This window comes from Virgibacillus subterraneus, from assembly GCF_900110695.1.
Taxonomy (GTDB): Bacteria; Bacillota; Bacilli; order Bacillales; family Amphibacillaceae; genus Lentibacillus; species Lentibacillus subterraneus.
Genome location: NZ_FOEH01000001.1, coordinates 433,660 through 451,020 on the forward strand (window position 1 = coordinate 433,660; position 17,361 = coordinate 451,020).

The window sequence follows — 17,361 nt, forward strand, 5'->3', positions numbered from 1 at the left end:
TTATACTATCTGTAACTTAAAAAAGACTATATTTTTTACTGAATGTATGTAACAATATATTAACGATATATAAAACGTTAACAAGTTACCATCATAGATTGGTAACTTAACGGAGGGGAATTAAATGGGGGAAAACAGGATTTATTTTCTCTTTACAGACACTGGGACATACTTATCCCGGCTAATTAACTATTGCACAAAGCAGCCTTTAAATCATGTCTCTCTTGCATTTGAGCCAGACTTACAGGAAGTTTACAGTTTTGGTCGAAAAAAACCGCGAAATCCTTTTATCGGAGGATTTGTGAAGGAAGATATTCGCAGTGATTTTTTAAAAAATTCAGCATGTGCTGTGTATTCATACGGGCTATCTGAAACCGATACGAATAAAATTAAAGAGAAAATTGAAGAAATCGAACTGCGTAAAAGTAACTACAAATACAATTTCCTCGGCTTGATTGGGGTATTGCTGCAGGTTGAGATAAATCGGGAAGACGCATTATTTTGTTCTCAATTTGTTGCTACGGTTCTTCAGGATGTTGAATCACTGGAATTTAAAAAACCAACCTGTTTTACAACACCAGCAGATATTCGCAATCATGAGGGGCTGGAATTAGTTTATCAAGGAATACTAGGTAACTATCAAGAAAGCCAAAGGGACTTGATAACACAACGAAGGCTGGTAAAAGGTGAGGCACAATTAACAAAGCAATCATTTATTTTCTTACTATCTAAAAAAGTAAAACGATTAGTCATCAAATGAGAAGAACCTTACATTATATGTATAGGTTCTTTTTATGGAAGGAGATGTATTTAATTGGAAAGAAGTAGTAATTATCGATTATTAAAAATCAGAGAGATTTTATTTAATGAAACTGATGAATATCATGAAATGGGTATAGGCGAACTAAGCGAAAAGATTCGAATAATTGCTGGTGATGTTACATTTGATAACCGGACGATAAAGCGTGATCTTGAAGCTTTGGATGATATGGACTTTGAAATTGTCCAAAATAAAGGCAAATTCGGTAAAATATTATTTAGCCATCAAACGAGATTATTTGAAACGTATCAGCTGCGACTGATTATTGATGCTATTTTATCGGCACGTTTTATTACAACAAATGAGAAAGAGAAATTGATCCAGAAAGTAAAGGAACTGACTAGTAAACATATTGCAAAAACCTTGCCAGAGCCAATTTTGTTTGATCAGTCAGCCAATATTGACTATGAACTGGTCAAGATTAATATTGACTGTGTCCATCGGGCAATTTCGGAGGATAAAGTTCTTACATATCAATATGGAAAATTTAATGTAAAGAAGGAATTCGAGTATCATCGTAATGGGGATTTCTATCATGTAGAGCCATATGCACTAATTTGGCAAAATGACTACTATTACCTAATTGGGCGATTTCAGGATACAAATGAATTAAGGCATTATCGATTGGATCGAATCCGCCATATTGAGGTAAGCGAAAAGCACTTTACCAAGTGTGAATTCAATCTTCAGGAGTACGTGAATCAAAGCTTTCATATGTTTGCTGGAGAAGAAATGTGGATGAAAATAAGATTCCATAACAGCATGGTTAATGTAGTTTTGGATCGCTTTGGGCAAGAGGCGGATATTAAGGAAATGGATGAAGGTCACTTTATGCTGACAACCAAAGTCAAGCTATCGGATGGGTTAATAAATTGGATTCTCACATGGGGAAACAAGGCAAAAGTTCTATCTCCAGACCACCTTGTTGAGAGAATGAAAGACAAAATTATTCAAATGAGTGAGGTTTATAAAGATTAAAAATCGGGACTAGTCTCCCGATTTTTCTATTATTCTTCCATTTCAATCCCTAGTGATCTGTAAGGAACTTTAATTTTAAATGCTAGATTGTTTGCTTCTAAGTCAATATGCTCTACACTAACTTGGAAATTACTTCTGATCTCCATATCTGTTACTGCAAGATAAATTTCCTCTTCTTTTGGATCAACTGCAACCCACTTTGGCATTGGCAAGTACTTTTTCATGTATTCCATTATTTTCTGATTAGGCAGTTCCAGTAATCCAATAGAGATGGATTTCTGTTTCAAAATCACGTCGCCATTTTCCTGAACAAAGGGTTCGAAATGAACAGAGAGTGGGACAGTAGATGAGAATACGGGAAGTTCACCGATCAAGTGAACATCCTCATCCAATGACACTTCATAATGGTGGTTAGTACCTTTCAAAAGCTTATCGGTATATGCATTTACTAACTCATTTAAGTTCTTTTTTGTCGTACGAACGATGAACTCTGAACTTTGCTGCGTTTCATACTCCTCATTAGAAGGTGTTTTTGTGTCGGAAACTGGCCAAAAAATAAGAGCAGCAATACACATAAAAATGACAATGTTCAAACCTAGTAAAATCAAAAAAAATCGTTTCCATCTATTTTTTGACTTTTTATGTTCCGCCATTCCACTTACCTCCTAGTCTGTTATATGTTCTAATACTCGTTTGGCAATCCGTTGATATCCCAGATGGTTAGGATGAAAATTATCATCTGCGATTAAATTTTTATCTGTATCCTCAAATAGATCAACTGTAGGTATAAATGTCGTATTCTCATATTGTTCTGTGACATTTTTACCTGTGTTGTTCCAATTTTCAACAATCATACCAAGTTCTTCGAGATCTTTAAAATATTTTTCAAAGGGATTATAGAAACCTAATAGATATATATCAGCGTCTGAGTTTAGGTCTTTGATTCTTTCAAAAATAATTTTTAACCGTTCTTTGTATGCGATCCGTTCTTGGGAAAAATCCTTAATCGTCAAGTCGGAAAAGTTTTCTTTGACGACTTGCATAATATCATTTGCGCCTATTGTAATCAATACGATATCTGCTTCTTTGACCGATTGTGCTATTTCGGGCTGTTCAAGCCGTTTTAATAGCTGGCTTGAGCGGTTCCCACGTTTTCCATAGTTTTCAAATGTTACCAATTGATTATCTTTATTAATGGTATTATCCAGAATACCAATATAACCACCATCAACTACTTTATCGCCGACACCTTGTGTTAATGAGTCTCCAATGGCTGCAACATGCGCTTCTTTATTTGTGAAAAAGTCAATTGTACCTTGAAGTGCACCACTTATTATTTCTCTGAATTTAGTGATTGGTTCTTTTGTTTCTTCTTCTGGCTGTTCATCTTCCGTTTCTATTTCTTTGTCTGGTTCAGTTTCCTGCTGTGTCTCTTCCTGTGAATTATTATCTGCTGATTCATTTAATTTTGGTTCAGGTTGATTTAAAAAGATAATAATAGCTAAACCTATAATCAGTATACCCAAAATAATAAAAATGTATCTTCTTTTCATGAATCTCACACCTATACTGAAATATTCTACCTATATATTGAAATGATATTTTATCTTAGTACATATCACGTTTTATTACTATATATGTACCCATTATAATTGGTAAGTATCAATATTTCATATTTCGATTGTATTACATTTTAATCTAATAAGAGATAATTCCCTTTACCTTCTATACTTAAACTAAAAAAATCGCCTTCAGTAGAAGACGAATTTTTCTAGCGGTTAAGAAAGTATAAATTCTTTCATACTGCGTGTGTTCAACTGTGGCTTAACGATAAGCCATGTTATAAAAAAACATCTAGCTTCAGCGCTCGTGGATTTCCTTCACTTCCTTACGATAAAAGATGAAGGATGTTCGACTAAAACCACCACATCCTGTGGCAACGTCGATTCACCCACAATGAGGGGAGCAGCTAAACGGGCGCTCCAGCTATTGCAGCTTGCTCTTTTTTAAACAAAATACAAAAATCCTCAATCATTGCACTCGCGGTAGGAAATGATCCTGCTCCTGGCCCCGTGAACGTTAAGTCACCAACTATATCTCCTTTAATATGAATAGCATTGTTTACGCCTTCAACAGCATATAATGGGTGTTCTTTGGAAACTGCTTCTGGTTCAACGCTTGCAGTAAGGTTCCCTGTAGCATCATAACCTATCTTTGCAATATGCTTAACTCGTTTACCTTCCGTTTGTAACCCTTGAAGGGAGTCCTCGGTAATATCACGTATTCCTATTCTTTTAACATATTTTAAATCAGGTTGTTTTTCAAAAATAAGGTCACTAAGAATCATTAGCTTATAATATGCATCAAAACCTTCAATGTCATTTTCTGGATCTGCTTCGGCATACCCCCAGTTTTGTGCCTCATCCAAAGCAGTGGAGAATGTTATGTTCTTTTCCCGCATTGCTGATAGGATAAAGTTGGTAGTACCATTTAAAATTGCTTGCACATATTGGATCTGATTTGCTTTTAAAAGTTGTTGGATAGTCTGGATAATCGGTATGCCACCAGCTGTTGTTGCGTCATATCCAATTTGAACATTATATTGGGTGGCAAGTCTTTTCAACTCTTGACCGTGGATTGCGAACATTTCCTTATTAGAAGTGATGACGTGTTTTTTTGCTTGGATACATCTTCTCAGCAATGAAAAAGCTGGTTCTTTTCCAACAATTGCTTCAAAGACAACATCGATCTCAGGGTTATTTAAAACAGTATTAACATCTGTTGTAATGTTTGTCTTGGCTGAAATTTTTTGATGTTTGTCAGGATTCTCAATAATAATTGTTGAAATGTTGATGGGAGCTCCGACTAGTTTTTCGAGCCGTTGACGGTGAATGTGCAGTGTTTGGTAGACACCGCAGCCAACTGTTCCAAGTCCGATTAACGCAATATTTATCGGTTTCATTTGTTAATCCCTCCCTCATCTAAAAATGATAACCGTAGATCCTTCGTTTTTTTACACTTAAGCTTCTACTAGCACACTTCCAGAGCCGTTTTCTCGAATGCGAATCGCTTCATGGTAAATGTTTTTATCTGTAATAACAGAAATTCCAGCAGCTTTTGCATGGTTTACTGTTTCATCTGTATCTTTTGGATTTTCAACCCAAATAATTTTACCGTCCTTATTAATAAATTGCTCGATAGTTTCTGGTGGAAGAATTCTGTCATAGGACAGAATGGCATCAATTTCAAGTGGCACATCATCTAACTGTTCATATGTTTGCACATTTAATATTTCTTTTGAAGAAGTACTTAATGGAACAATTTGAAATCCTAACTGCTGTAATTGTTTCGTACTTTTATAAAATGAATTAGTTTGATCATCCAATCCGCTAACCGCAACTACCTTTTGGCGAATACCACCGTCTTTACGGTCAAATGGTGAAGATAAGAGCCACTTGACTGCATCTTCTTCTGTTGCTTGAAATGTTTTTGCTTCACCGGTTGCATTAGCGATTGCCTGGTCTAAATCAACTAATATATCATTGGTTGATTCGAGTCCAATAGAAAGTCTCACTAACTCTTCCGTAACACCGCTTTTAACCAGGTCTTCTTCACCTAATTGTTGGTGTGTAGTTGACGCTGGGTGGATGATTAACGACTTCGCATCACCGACGTTGGCAACATGTGACCAGAGTGTAACACCATCAATCAATTTCCGGCCTGCGTCACGGCCACCCTTTATTCCAAACGTTATAATCGATCCATAGCCATTCTGTAAATATTTATTGGCTAACTCGTGTGATGGATGATCCTGTAACCCAGGAAAATTAACCCATTCAACTGCAGGATGTTTTTGTAAATATGCTGCAACTTCTTCGGCGTTTTTGTTATGGCGCTCAACACGTAAGTGCAATGTTTCCAGTCCTTGTAAAAACAGGAATGCATTCTGTGGACTTAGGCAGGCACCTATATCGCGCAGCAGCTGCACGCGCAGTTTGGTTGCGAACGCTGCCGGCCCAATATCGACGTAGCGAAGTCCGTTGTAACTCTCGTCGGGTTCAGTAAAGACTGGGAATTTACCGTTCCCCCAATTGAACCTACCGCCATCAACGACAACGCCGCCGATAGTTGTACCATGACCGCCGATCCACTTAGTAGCTGAATGTACAACAATATCCGCTCCCCATGTCAGTGGCTTCGTATTGTATGGAGTCGCAAATGTATTGTCAATGATTAATGGAACCCCGTTGTCATGAGCAATTCCTGCAATTTTTTCAACGTCCAGCACATTTAGACTTGGATTTGTGATAATCTCTCCGAAAATAGCTTTCGTTTTTTCGGTAATTGCAGTAGTAATACTCTCTGGATCTGTTCCATCAACAAATTTAACGTCGATTCCGTATCGAGGGAGAGTGTTAGCAAACAGGTTATACGTCCCACCGTATAGATTACTGTCAGCAATGATCTCATCACCACTGCTTGCAAGATTTAAAATGGCCAATGTAATGGCTGACATCCCGGATGAAGTTGCAACTGCGGCTACGCCATCTTCCAGTAATGCGATTCGCTGTTCGAATGCATCAACTGTCGGATTCATGATTCGTGTATAAATATTACCTGGTTCTTGTAGCCCGAAAAGATTTTGTGCATGTTCGGTGTCCCGAAAAACGTAGGAAGTAGTTTGATAGATGGGTACCGCACGTGATCCGGTTGTTGGATCTGGTTCCTGACCTCCGTGAAGTAACTGTGTTTCCTGATTGTGCAAATGAAAATTTGACATGATAAATTCCTCCTTTAGATTTTACTGTTTTCTGGAGGGAGAGGAGATAATAAAAAGCCCTCTTCCTAAGAAGAGGGCGTAATATGTAACGATCCTCCCCTTATCTTCCAGATCATACTTGACCTGTAGGATTTAGCACCTTACTAAGCATTAGTTAAGCTTTTAAGGTTGCCGGGTTTCACAGGGCCTATTCCCTCCACCACTCTCGATAAGAGATGTAACTTTATTGGCAGTTAAGAAAGTATAAATCCTTTCTTGCTGCATAATTGCAACTAAGGCTTGGCGATAAGCCAAGTTTTCTAAAGTTATTGAATATTATATACGCAGGAATGATTGTACGTCAAGTGAATTCTGAAAATTGATTTAATTTTGGCTGATTTAAGTTTGTTGCCGAATAAAAAATTGACAGCTACGCAAGACTCCGGAAGCAAGGAACGAGCTGAGGAGGCTTGCTGCTTGCCCGCGGAAAGCGAGTATATTTTCACTGCGTCATTAAGAGCCTAATTTTTCTCCCTAAGCCGACCTGAACTACGATGTGCAGATGACATGTATATAAATAGTGCTATCCAGATTAATGCGAACGATATAAAATGCGCCAGTGAAAAAGTCTCCTGATAAACAAACACACCTAGAACTAGCATGATAGTTGGTGCGATATATTGAAGGAATCCTACCATTGATAATGGGATTCGTTTCGCGCCGCTTGCAAACAATAATAGTGGAATCGCTGTAACGACACCAGCGCCAAACAGTAATAACCCAAAACTGGAGAACATTGGATCAGATGCCAATGAACTGCCAGGGATAGATAGTAAATAAATAAGAGCAATAGGAGTTACAATCATTGTCTCGATAGTTAGACCGAACATTGCACTAACATCTACAGTTTTTTTCAGCAATCCGTAAATTGCAAAACTGAATGCTAACAATAGTGATACCCACGGAAAGACACCATAACTGATTGTCAAATTAATAACACCAACTGCAGCAAGTAGAAATGATAGCATCTGGCCACGTGTTAATGTTTCTTTTAGCACAATCATTCCTAATAAAATACTTACAAGCGGGTTTATGTAATAACCGAGGCTTGCCTGAATTACATGTTCATTGTTAACCGCCCATATAAAGGTAAGCCAATTGATGCTAATGGCAACTGATGCGAATGTAATTCCAGTCAATTTTTTTCTATCGTTTAAAATAATTCTGCATTCCTTTAGGAAAAGCTTCCATTTTTGGACAACTAGAACCACAATAATCATAAAAATAAATGACCATAATATACGATGTGCTAATATTTCATCAGGTGGAACCTGGTCTATCAGCTTCCAATACGCGGGAAGAAATCCCCATAATAAATAGGCGCCTGCTGCATATATAATTCCAATCTTATTTTCTTGATTCATTTTGAAGACCCCGTTTCTAGGATATATCCAGATTCAAGTGAACACTATCGAATCATGCGATATGCATACTACTAATCTAAGTAAGCTAATTCTAGATTTTCTTTCTGAAAAAAGCAATAACTCTGCTTTTAACATTTCTTCAGAAAACGCTTTCAAAAAGTTGGTAAATACAATATGATAGTAGTATATGAGATTATAAGATTGTTTATCTGGGGGGACTTACTAATGGCAAAAAAACATAAACACTTTGAAACATCGGTTATTCATGAAGGGTACGATTCCAAAGACATGCTTGGTAGTCTTGCAACACCTTTGTTTCAGACATCAACATACACGTTCGAAACAGCAGAGCAAGGAGAACGACGATTTGCAGGTGAGGAAGAGGGTTATATCTATTCCAGGTTAGGAAATCCCACAGTAAGTGTATTAGAAGAACGGATTGCAGCTTTGGAGAGCGGCGAACGCGGGCTAGCTTTTGGATCAGGGATGGCTGCTGTATCTGCTATTTTGATTGCACTGACAAAAGCGAATGACCATGTATTGTGTTCATCAGGATTGTATGGTTGTACATTCGGTTTATTGGAAATGATGGATGAGAAGTATAATATTTCACATGATTTTTCAGCAATGGAAACAAAAGAGGAAATTCGCGCACTAATTAAGCCTGAAACGACATGTATTTATGTCGAAACGCCAATTAATCCGACGATGAAGTTAATTGATCTAGAAATGGTTGCTGAAGTGGCTCATGAAAAGGGGATTCCGGTGGTTGTCGATAATACATTTTCATCACCATATTTACAACGACCACTTGAGTTAGGGTGTGATGTTGTACTCCATAGTGCAACAAAATATATTGGCGGCCATGGAGATGTAGTAGCAGGGCTTGCTGTTGGAAAAAAAGACTTTTTGGATAAGGTTGCGATGACAACCCTAAAGGATATCGGCGGAATTATGTCACCACTGGATGCATGGTTATTACTAAGAGGGCTTAAAACACTTCCAATTCGGATTGACCGCCATTGTGATAACGCGGAAAAAATATTTGGGAAGTTGCGTAACCATCCTAAAGTTGCACGTGTTTTTTATCCAAATGATGAAAGTCATCCTGATTTTCCAATTCGTCAAAAACAAATGAAACGCGGTGGTGGTTTAATTTCATTTGAAATAGACGGAACAAAACAGGATGCACAACGAATGCTGAATAACCTGAAGTTCCTAAAAATTGCTGTCAGTCTTGGTGATGCGGAGACATTAATTCAGCATCCGTCAACTATGACACATGCCGTTGTACCAGAGGAATCTCGTCTTGAAATGGGAATAACAGATCAGCTTATCCGGTTATCCGCAGGTCTTGAAGCGTGGGAAGATATCTGGGAGGATCTGGAACAAGCTTTGAATAACCTTTAATTATTGTGGTCGCATGTCCCATGGTTCTAACGTCCCAACGATGGTCTCATTACTATCGGTAGTGATAGCATGAATCACACCGCTTGAAATTTCATTATGAGTAAGCCAGCGGGAATCGTTGTTTTCTAAAATGAATCCTAAATAGACACGTCTGTACAAGCAATTTTTTGGTACAGGCGTGTTTTCTTTTTCCAAAAAACGGGCACTACCCTGTATGTGGATTAATCGCCAATCAGTGCTTAAATCCTGCTTGCTTATCATATCCTTAATTAAAGGAAGGGCTTGCGGAGCTGACGAATGAATCCAACTGACCACAATGTCAGGTATACCATTTGTTTCAAACAAGTTGGATAATTCGTTTGATAAACAAGTACTGTTTTGATAATCAACAGCAACTCCGTGAAGGTTTTCTGGCTGAATAGTCTCTTGTTTCAGCTTATTAAGTTTAGATTGGTTCCGTCCAATAACATATACATGATAATCTTGTTCAATCAGCCAATGACATACATTTTTCAGCATGCCAGTACCTCCAACAACTAGTGCGTAGTGATTTTTCATTTTTCCACACCCTTTATATATATAATACTAGGCTAACGTATTAACGAAAACTATGCTATATTAAAGGATAACGTAACTGCTTGGTAAGGAGAGATATACACGTGAGTTTTTTGTCTGTTTTCTTTGGTTTTATACTTTTCTTTAATATTGCGCTGGCATTAACGATTATCTTTCTGGAACGAAAAGATCCAAGCTCAACATGGGCATGGTTAATGGTATTGCTTTTCATCCCAATTGTCGGGTTTATTTTGTATTTAATTTTCGGCAGGAGACTAAGTTCCCAGCGGATATTCACATGGGATACAAAGAGTAAATTGGGTGTGAAAAGGGCTGTACAGAAGCAGTTGCGTGCAATAGAAGAAAATAATTTTAACTTTAAGCATAAAGAGTTAATTGAATATAAGGATTTATATTATTTACATCTACGTAATAACGATGCCCTTTTCACACAAGATAATAGTGTGGAAATATATACGGATGGTGAAAAGAAATTTGCTGCATTGCTTGAGGACCTGGAGAAGGCGGAGGATCATATACATTTGCTTTACTATATTATTCGTCATGATAAATTAGGAATGAAAATTGCCGATGTCCTGATTAGAAAGGCGAGTGAAGGTGTTGAAGTACGTGCATTGTATGATGATATGGGTTCAAGAGGAATCAGTAAAAAGTTTCTCAATCGTATGCGTAAAGCAGGGGTTCAGGTTGAATCATTTTTTCCGCCAAAGATACCCAAAGTTAATTTGAAAATCAATTATCGGAATCACCGGAAACTAGCTATTATTGATGGTACAGTAGGTTATATCGGCGGGTTTAACATTGGTGATGAATATCTTGGTCACAACAAAAAGTTTGGTTACTGGCGTGACACGCATTTACGTATCAGCGGTGATGCTGTGCCAAACATGCAGACACGCTTTATTTTGGATTGGAATCAGGCGTCACGTAACGATATTATGTATGAAGACCGTTACTTTGCAGCAGAAAGTGACGGGGATGTCGGGGTGCAAATCGTCTCAAGTGGACCGGATTCTGATTGGGAACAAATTAAAAACGGTTATATCAAAATGATTATGACAGCAAAAGAATATGTTTACATACAAACGCCATATTTTATTCCAGATGAGAGCCTTCGGGATGCATTACGAATTGCCGTATTATCAGGTGTTGATGTAAAGATAATGATCCCGAATAAACCGGATCATCCATTTGTCTACTGGGCAACACTCTCTTACATTGGTGATTTACTTAATGCGGGTGCAGATGTTTATATTTATCAGCATGGATTTCTTCATGCAAAAACGATCGTTGTTGATGGAAAGATAGCCTCTGTCGGGACCGCAAATATTGATGTGAGGAGTTTTCGATTAAATTTTGAAGTCAATGCATTTTTATATGATAAAGGTTTAGCGGAAAGGTTAGTAGAAGCATTTAACGATGATGTTGCACACTCAACGATAATGACGAGGAAACTATACGCCAAACGCTCATTAGGAGTCCGGTTTAAAGAATCGGTATCCAGATTACTTTCACCCATATTGTAAGGAGTAGATGGGGTTATATCGGGTAAGATATATTAAGATAATATTATTTAGGAGAGATTTAAATGGAAAGTAAAGCATGCTCATATTCATTAGCAGTAAAAACATCACACGTTTTGCCGCCAGATACGAATTCACATGGTACATTATTTGGTGGGAAATTAATGGCCCATATAGATGATGTGGGTGCGATTGCTGCAGGGCGGCATGCCAGAAAACCGGTTGTTACTGCATCAACCGATTCAGTAGACTTTTTAGCTCCAGTGAAAGAGGGTGATACCATCTGTGTTGAAGCGTTTGTAACATGGACTCACAATACATCAATGGAGGTGTTTGTGAAGGCTGTTACAGAAGATCTGCTGACAGGTGATAGAAAAGTTTGCACAACAGCTTTTATGACATTTGTGGCAGTTGATGATGATGGGAGACCAACACCAATACCTTCCGTTTATCCTGTAACAAGTCAGCAAGAGAATTTACACGAATCTGCACCTGTTCGTGCAGAAAGGCGGAAAGAACGGAGAAAGCATTCAAAAGAGGTTGCATCTACTTTTGGTACAGATTTCCCTTGGAATCAAGGGATTTAGGAATTTTTTCCCATTGAGTTTAAATCTGAATTTAAGATATAATAATTATTTAACAGGAGCCATTTTTACTGGCTTCTATTATTTTTATTCAGTTATTATAAATACGTTCTTAGTGCATAAGTGCAACTAAGGTCATCTATATTAAGGCATGCTCTCCAGAGTATAAGGGGCTCTAGGAAAAATAAGATCTCATAAGAATCCCTTTAACGAATATCAATTTTCTAATGAAAGATTACAGACCTAAAGAATGGGGAATAACCCTATAAATATATGGTTTGAAAGGGGAACAAACATCATGGAATTATTCGAGAAACTACTTGGAATAGCAAACGAAACGATGTGGACATATATTTTAATAGCGGCCTTAATCGGAGTGGGACTTTGGTTCACTATTAAAACGAAATTTGTTCAATTTCGTTATTTGCCAGAAATGTTCCGCGTATTATTTGATAAACGAACAATTAATGCTTCAGGAAAAAAAGGTACATCATCGTTTCAGGCATTTGCAATAAGTGCTGCATCACGCGTTGGTACCGGAAATCTTGCCGGGGTTGCGTCAGCGGTTGCAGTTGGAGGCCCAGGTGCTATTTTCTGGATGTGGCTGATTGCGCTGTTGGGTTCAGCTACAGCATTTGTAGAAAGTACACTTGCACAAGTTTATAAAGTTCCAGAGGCTGATCAGTATCGCGGTGGACCCGCATATTATATGGAGAAAGGGCTTAATAAGCGCTGGCTTGGGATAGTGTTTGCAATCACCATTACATTTACATATGGTCTTGTATTTAATTCTGTTCAATCCAACACAATAAGTCTTGCCTTCAATGGTGAATTTGATATAAATAGAAACATAATGGCTGTTATTTTGGTTCTGTTAACGGCAATCGTTATATTTGGCGGACTAAAAACCATCGCAAATGTAACACAAATTATCGTTCCGGTGATGGCGATTCTATATATTATCATAGCTATTTATATCCTTATTATTAATATAGCTGCTGTTCCTGACATGATTTCATTAATTTTTGCAAATGCATTTGGTATTCGTGAAATTGCTGGCGGCGGATTTGGTGCTGCCATTCTAATGGGAATTAAGCGTGGATTATTTTCCAATGAAGCTGGTATGGGTAGTGCGCCGAATGCTGCTGCTACTGCGGAAGTTTCCCACCCAGCCAAACAGGGGTTGATTCAGGCATTAGGTGTATTTTTTGATACGATCCTTATATGCAGTGCGACAGGGTTTATCCTGATTTCTGCAGGGGGGATTTACGGAAGTGAAGCGGATGGAATTCAATTGACACAAAATGCATTCGAATTCCATATCGGCGACTGGGCAGCGGTCTTTATAGCCATCGCAATTTTCTTCTTTGCTTATAGCTCTATCCTTGGAAACTATTACTATGGGGAAAATAATATTGGTTTTATTAAAGATAGCAAGACAGGTCTATTTATTTATCGTATCGCCGTATTGGCAATGGTAGTATTTGGTGCAATCGCTACATTCGATCTAGTATGGGCAATGGCCGATCTGACAATGGGGATTATGGCGCTGATTAACCTCTATGCCATTACCAAGCTGTTTAAAATTGCCAATCGCGTGTTACAGGATTACCGCGAACAGCGGAAGGCCGGTAAAGATCCCGTGTTTTATCGTGATACACTGGATGACCAGACAGGTATTGAGTTCTGGGGCCGTGATCAAACATCGGAAAAAGAAGAATAAGCTTAAGGTGCTGTCTGCTTCCTGATGGGGAGCAGGCAGTTTTTATCGTTTTGCAGCTGAATTAGGTGAATTCGCTGAAGTTGTCACAGAATCGGCTGAAGATCACAATGATTCGGCTCAAGCTGTCACAAATTCGGCTCAAGTTCACAAATTTCCCGCTCAAGTTCACAATTCCACCACCACGACAAAAGTAAATTTGCATCCTCGCAGGAAAACGTTTACAATATAAAGTAAGAAAATTTCAATATTGAGGTGCGATTATGTTTTCACATTGGAAACAACAACATTTACTCACCGGTAATAATAAATATTCAGGAGGCATGGTTTAACGACCATAGCCTCCTTTTACTTTGCGTGCTTTATTATAGTAAAGCGATGATACGGAGGTGCAAAATGATTATTTTAACAGATGAAACGTTGTCACTGGATGAGGTGAAACGGGTTGTTTTTGACTATGAGCAGGTAGCTCTATCACAAGATACTGAAGTAAAAATTGATGCCAACCGAAAAACCGTCGAAAATATGCTCAATGAAAAGAAGACCATGTATGGCATTAATACTGGCTTTGGCAAGTTCAGTGATGTCTTAATTGCCGAGGAGGACTTGGATGAACTGCAGTTAAATCTGATTCATTCGCATGCATGTGGTATTGGTGATCCATTCCCAGAACCAATTAGCCGGACAATGCTGCTGTTGCGAGCCAATGCGCTTGTTAAAGGATACTCGGGGGTACGAACGCAACTGATAAATCAATTTATAGAGCTGATTAATGCTGGGATTCATCCGGTTATTCCCCAGCAGGGTTCACTTGGAGCTAGTGGTGATTTGGCGCCACTGTCACACCTAGCATTGGCTTTACTTGGTGAGGGGGAAGTTCTTTATAACGGAAAACAGATGAACACGGTGAATGCTTTAGCAGATGCAGGTATCCCATCGATAACACTTAAAGCAAAAGAAGGGCTTGCGCTTATTAACGGAACACAAGCCATGACGGCCGTTGGTGTGGTAGCTTTTTTGGAAATGGAAAAATTACTCCATCAAAGTGAACAGACCGCAGCAATGACGATGGAAGGTTTAAACGGAATAATGGATGCATTTGACCATGATTTACAACAGGTACGTGGCCATCAGGAACAGATTGATGTAGCAGCACGAATTCGCTCAATTCTCTGCGATAGCAAGCTTACAACAAAGCAAGGTGAAATTCGGGTTCAGGACGCGTATTCATTAAGGTGCATTCCACAAGTACTTGGAGCATCATGGCAAACAGTTAATTATGTAAAGGAAAAGCTGGAAATTGAAGTGAATGCCGTAACCGATAATCCGTTGATTTTTTCAGATGAAAATAAAGTGATTTCGGGCGGGAATTTTCACGGCCAGCCTATAGCCTTTGCAATGGACTTTCTAAAACTTGGAATTGCTGAAACTGCTAATATCGCAGAGCGCCGAATTGAACGGCTGGTGAATCCACAGCTGAATGATTTGCCACCATTTTTAAGCCCGAATCCAGGCTTGGAATCAGGAGCAATGATTATGCAGTATAGTGCTGCGTCACTTGTTTCGGAAAATAAAACGCTCGCACATCCAGCAAGCGTCGATTCAATTCCGTCATCAGCTAACCAGGAGGACCATGTGAGTATGGGAACGATTGCGGCACGTCATGCGCTTCAGATGCTGCAAAATACCCGTCATGTTGTTGCGATTGAACTTATTTGTGCCATGCAGGCAGTTGAGTTTCGAGGTATTGAAAGTATGGCATCGCAAACGCGTGAATTTTATAAAAAAGCACGTAATCTAGTTCCTAGTATTACGAAAGACCGAGTATTCGCAACGGATATTGAAAGTCTAGCAAACTGGCTAAAAACTGATAAGGAAAGTGAAGTAAATTATAAAGGAGGGGTTTTACATGAGTAAAGTGACGGCTAAAAAGGGCTTAGAACTGGAATGTAAAGGCTGGGAGCAAGAAGCTGCATTACGGATGCTGTACAACAATCTTGATCCGGAAGTGGCAGAAAACCCGGCTGAGCTTGTGGTCTATGGCGGTATTGGTAAGGCTGCACGTAATTGGGAAGCGTTTGATGCAATAGTTAACACACTTCGCAATCTGGAAAATGATGAAACAATGCTGGTTCAGTCCGGTAAGCCTGTTGGGGTTTTTAAAACACACAAACATGCACCACGTGTGCTTCTTTCTAATTCAGTATTAGTTCCAAAATGGGCAACATGGGACCATTTTCATGAGCTCGATAAACAAGGGTTAATGATGTATGGGCAAATGACAGCAGGAAGTTGGATCTACATTGGTACACAAGGGATTTTGCAAGGAACCTATGAAACATTTGCAGCACTTGCTAAAAAACATTTTAATGGTTCATTGAAACATACGATCACATTAACGGCAGGACTTGGAGGAATGGGCGGTGCACAGCCTCTTGCTGTCACGATGAATGAAGGGGTTGTTATCGCTGTAGAAGTGGATAAGAGCCATATTGAAAAACGGATTAAGACAAAATATTGTGATGTGATGGCTGATAGTCTGGATGAAGCGATTAAACTGGCAAATAACGCTAAACAGCAAGGAAAGCCATTATCAATCGGACTATTGGGAAATGCTGCAGAGGTTCATCATGAACTTTTGACAAAGGATATACAGATTGACGTCGTAACTGACCAGACATCTGCACATGACCCTCTAAACGGGTATATACCAATTGGATATAATGTTGATGAAGCGGCTGTGTTACGCAAAAATGACCCTGCCAACTATACTAAACTAGCAAAACAGAGTATGGCTAAACACGTGGAAGCAATGCTTACCTATCAGCAAAATGGGTCGACTGTATTTGATTACGGAAATAACATTCGCCAGGTAGCTAAAGATGAAGGGATTTCAAATGCATTTAATTTTCCAGGCTTTGTACCAGCATATATCCGCCCACTATTTAGTGAAGGTAAGGGTCCATTTAGGTGGGCAGCTCTATCGGGGGACCCGGAAGATATTTATCGTACCGACGAATTAATTAAAGAACTGTTTCCGGAGAACGAGGGACTTATTCGCTGGATTGATATGGCACAGGAGCAAGTTGCCTTTCAGGGACTTCCTTCACGTATTTGCTGGTTAGGCTATGGAGAGAGGGCGAAAATGGGACTCGCAATTAATGAATTGGTCAGAAGCGGTGAATTGAAAGCACCAGTAGTGATTGGTCGTGATCATTTGGACTGCGGGTCGGTTGCATCACCAAACCGTGAAACAGAAGGCATGAAGGATGGCAGTGACGCTGTTGCCGATTGGGCTGTTTTGAACGCCTTAATTAATACGGCTGCTGGCGGTTCATGGATATCATTTCATCACGGTGGTGGTGTAGGTATGGGCTATTCGCTCCACGCAGGTATGGTCGCGGTAGCAGACGGGACTGACTTGGCAAAAGAACGTCTGGAGCGGGTGCTAACAACTGATCCAGGGATGGGCATTATCCGCCACGCTGATGCAGGCTATGAAAAAGCGCAGAGATTTGCAGAAGATCACGATATTACAATTCCGATTAAAAAGTAGGGGGCGCTATT

At 39.1% G+C, this 17,361-nt stretch carries 14 protein-coding genes and 1 riboswitch; of the genes, 8 read left to right on the plus strand and 6 right to left on the minus strand.

Features of this window, described 5'->3' with window-relative positions; translation table 11 throughout:
- Positions 1-124 precede the first annotated feature (124 nt).
- Together BMY13_RS02145 and BMY13_RS02150 are read left to right on the plus strand one after the other, a co-directional pair.
- Positions 125-760: a hypothetical protein gene (locus BMY13_RS02145; protein ID WP_092502164.1), complete on the plus strand. Its 636-nt coding sequence runs from the start codon at positions 125-127 to the stop codon at positions 758-760.
- A 54-nt stretch (positions 761-814) separates the two neighbouring features.
- Positions 815-1,798: a helix-turn-helix transcriptional regulator gene (locus BMY13_RS02150; protein ID WP_092502166.1), complete on the plus strand. Its 984-nt coding sequence runs from the start codon at positions 815-817 to the stop codon at positions 1,796-1,798.
- A 29-nt stretch (positions 1,799-1,827) separates the two neighbouring features.
- On the opposite strand, the gene BMY13_RS02155 is transcribed toward BMY13_RS02150, so the two are convergent.
- The 5 genes from BMY13_RS02155 to rarD all read right to left on the minus strand — a co-directional run bounded on the left by BMY13_RS02155 (position 1,828) and on the right by rarD (position 7,981).
- The gene (locus BMY13_RS02155; protein ID WP_092502169.1) at positions 1,828-2,451 is read right to left on the minus strand and encodes a YpmS family protein; all 624 of its coding nucleotides are present in this window, start codon (positions 2,449-2,451) and stop codon (positions 1,828-1,830) included.
- 12 nt (positions 2,452-2,463) lie between these two features.
- Positions 2,464-3,351, minus strand: a complete 888-nt coding sequence (locus tag BMY13_RS02160; RefSeq protein ID WP_092502171.1) for an SGNH/GDSL hydrolase family protein — start codon at positions 3,349-3,351, stop codon at positions 2,464-2,466.
- Positions 3,352-3,767: 416 nt separating this feature from the next.
- Complete coding sequence (locus tag BMY13_RS02165; RefSeq protein ID WP_092502173.1) at positions 3,768-4,760, minus strand: homoserine dehydrogenase; 993 nt, start codon at positions 4,758-4,760, stop codon at positions 3,768-3,770.
- A gap of 57 nt (positions 4,761-4,817) precedes the next feature.
- Complete coding sequence (locus tag BMY13_RS02170) at positions 4,818-6,578, minus strand: PLP-dependent aspartate aminotransferase family protein (protein ID WP_092502175.1); 1,761 nt, start codon at positions 6,576-6,578, stop codon at positions 4,818-4,820.
- A 97-nt stretch (positions 6,579-6,675) separates the two neighbouring features.
- Positions 6,676-6,793: riboswitch (SAM riboswitch) on the minus strand.
- A 285-nt stretch (positions 6,794-7,078) separates the two neighbouring features.
- Positions 7,079-7,981, minus strand: coding sequence for an EamA family transporter RarD (gene rarD, locus BMY13_RS02175; RefSeq protein WP_092491379.1), 903 nt, complete (start codon positions 7,979-7,981; stop codon positions 7,079-7,081).
- A 225-nt stretch (positions 7,982-8,206) separates the two neighbouring features.
- On the opposite strand from rarD, the gene megL reads away from it, so the two are divergent.
- Positions 8,207-9,391 carry a methionine gamma-lyase gene (megL, locus tag BMY13_RS02180; protein ID WP_092502177.1) on the plus strand — a complete coding sequence of 395 codons (1,185 nt, stop codon included), beginning with the start codon at positions 8,207-8,209 and terminating at the stop codon, positions 9,389-9,391.
- On the opposite strand, the gene BMY13_RS02185 is transcribed toward megL, so the two are convergent.
- The gene (locus tag BMY13_RS02185) at positions 9,392-9,949 is read right to left on the minus strand and encodes a short-chain dehydrogenase (RefSeq protein WP_092502180.1); all 558 of its coding nucleotides are present in this window, start codon (positions 9,947-9,949) and stop codon (positions 9,392-9,394) included.
- A 101-nt stretch (positions 9,950-10,050) separates the two neighbouring features.
- On the opposite strand from BMY13_RS02185, the gene cls reads away from it, so the two are divergent.
- From cls to hutU, 5 genes are all read left to right on the plus strand, one after another.
- Positions 10,051-11,493 (plus strand): cardiolipin synthase, encoded by a 1,443-nt coding sequence (cls, locus tag BMY13_RS02190; protein ID WP_092502182.1) that lies wholly within the window; start codon positions 10,051-10,053, stop codon positions 11,491-11,493.
- Between the two features lie 62 nt (positions 11,494-11,555).
- Complete coding sequence (locus tag BMY13_RS02195) at positions 11,556-12,077, plus strand: acyl-CoA thioesterase (protein WP_092502184.1); 522 nt, start codon at positions 11,556-11,558, stop codon at positions 12,075-12,077.
- 295 nt (positions 12,078-12,372) lie between these two features.
- Positions 12,373-13,797, plus strand: coding sequence for an alanine/glycine:cation symporter family protein (locus tag BMY13_RS02200; protein ID WP_092491384.1), 1,425 nt, complete (start codon positions 12,373-12,375; stop codon positions 13,795-13,797).
- 393 nt (positions 13,798-14,190) lie between these two features.
- The gene (gene hutH, locus BMY13_RS02205; RefSeq protein WP_092502187.1) at positions 14,191-15,711 is read left to right on the plus strand and encodes a histidine ammonia-lyase; all 1,521 of its coding nucleotides are present in this window, start codon (positions 14,191-14,193) and stop codon (positions 15,709-15,711) included.
- A complete protein-coding gene (gene hutU, locus BMY13_RS02210) occupies positions 15,704-17,350 on the plus strand; it encodes a urocanate hydratase (RefSeq protein ID WP_092502189.1) in 1,647 nt (548 codons plus the stop codon). The genes hutH and hutU overlap by 8 nt, the downstream gene beginning before the upstream one ends.
- Positions 17,351-17,361 lie beyond the last annotated feature (11 nt).

Excerpts from the sequence above, each read along its gene's own strand:
- BMY13_RS02145 (WP_092502164.1), top strand. The coding sequence starts at position 125 with ATGGGGGAAAACAGGATTTATTTTCTCTTTACAGACACTGGGACATAC.
- BMY13_RS02185 (WP_092502180.1), bottom strand. The coding sequence starts at position 9,949 with ATGAAAAATCACTACGCACTAGTTGTTGGAGGTACTGGCATGCTGAAA.
- BMY13_RS02165 (WP_092502173.1), bottom strand. The coding sequence starts at position 4,760 with ATGAAACCGATAAATATTGCGTTAATCGGACTTGGAACAGTTGGCTGC.
- megL (WP_092502177.1), top strand. The coding sequence starts at position 8,207 with ATGGCAAAAAAACATAAACACTTTGAAACATCGGTTATTCATGAAGGG.
- hutU (WP_092502189.1), top strand. The coding sequence starts at position 15,704 with ATGAGTAAAGTGACGGCTAAAAAGGGCTTAGAACTGGAATGTAAAGGC.
- hutH (WP_092502187.1), top strand. The coding sequence starts at position 14,191 with ATGATTATTTTAACAGATGAAACGTTGTCACTGGATGAGGTGAAACGG.
- rarD (WP_092491379.1), bottom strand. The coding sequence starts at position 7,981 with ATGAATCAAGAAAATAAGATTGGAATTATATATGCAGCAGGCGCCTAT.
- BMY13_RS02155 (WP_092502169.1), bottom strand. The coding sequence starts at position 2,451 with ATGGCGGAACATAAAAAGTCAAAAAATAGATGGAAACGATTTTTTTTG.
- BMY13_RS02170 (WP_092502175.1), bottom strand. The coding sequence starts at position 6,578 with ATGTCAAATTTTCATTTGCACAATCAGGAAACACAGTTACTTCACGGA.
- BMY13_RS02195 (WP_092502184.1), top strand. The coding sequence starts at position 11,556 with ATGGAAAGTAAAGCATGCTCATATTCATTAGCAGTAAAAACATCACAC.
- BMY13_RS02160 (WP_092502171.1), bottom strand. The coding sequence starts at position 3,351 with ATGAAAAGAAGATACATTTTTATTATTTTGGGTATACTGATTATAGGT.
- BMY13_RS02200 (WP_092491384.1), top strand. The coding sequence starts at position 12,373 with ATGGAATTATTCGAGAAACTACTTGGAATAGCAAACGAAACGATGTGG.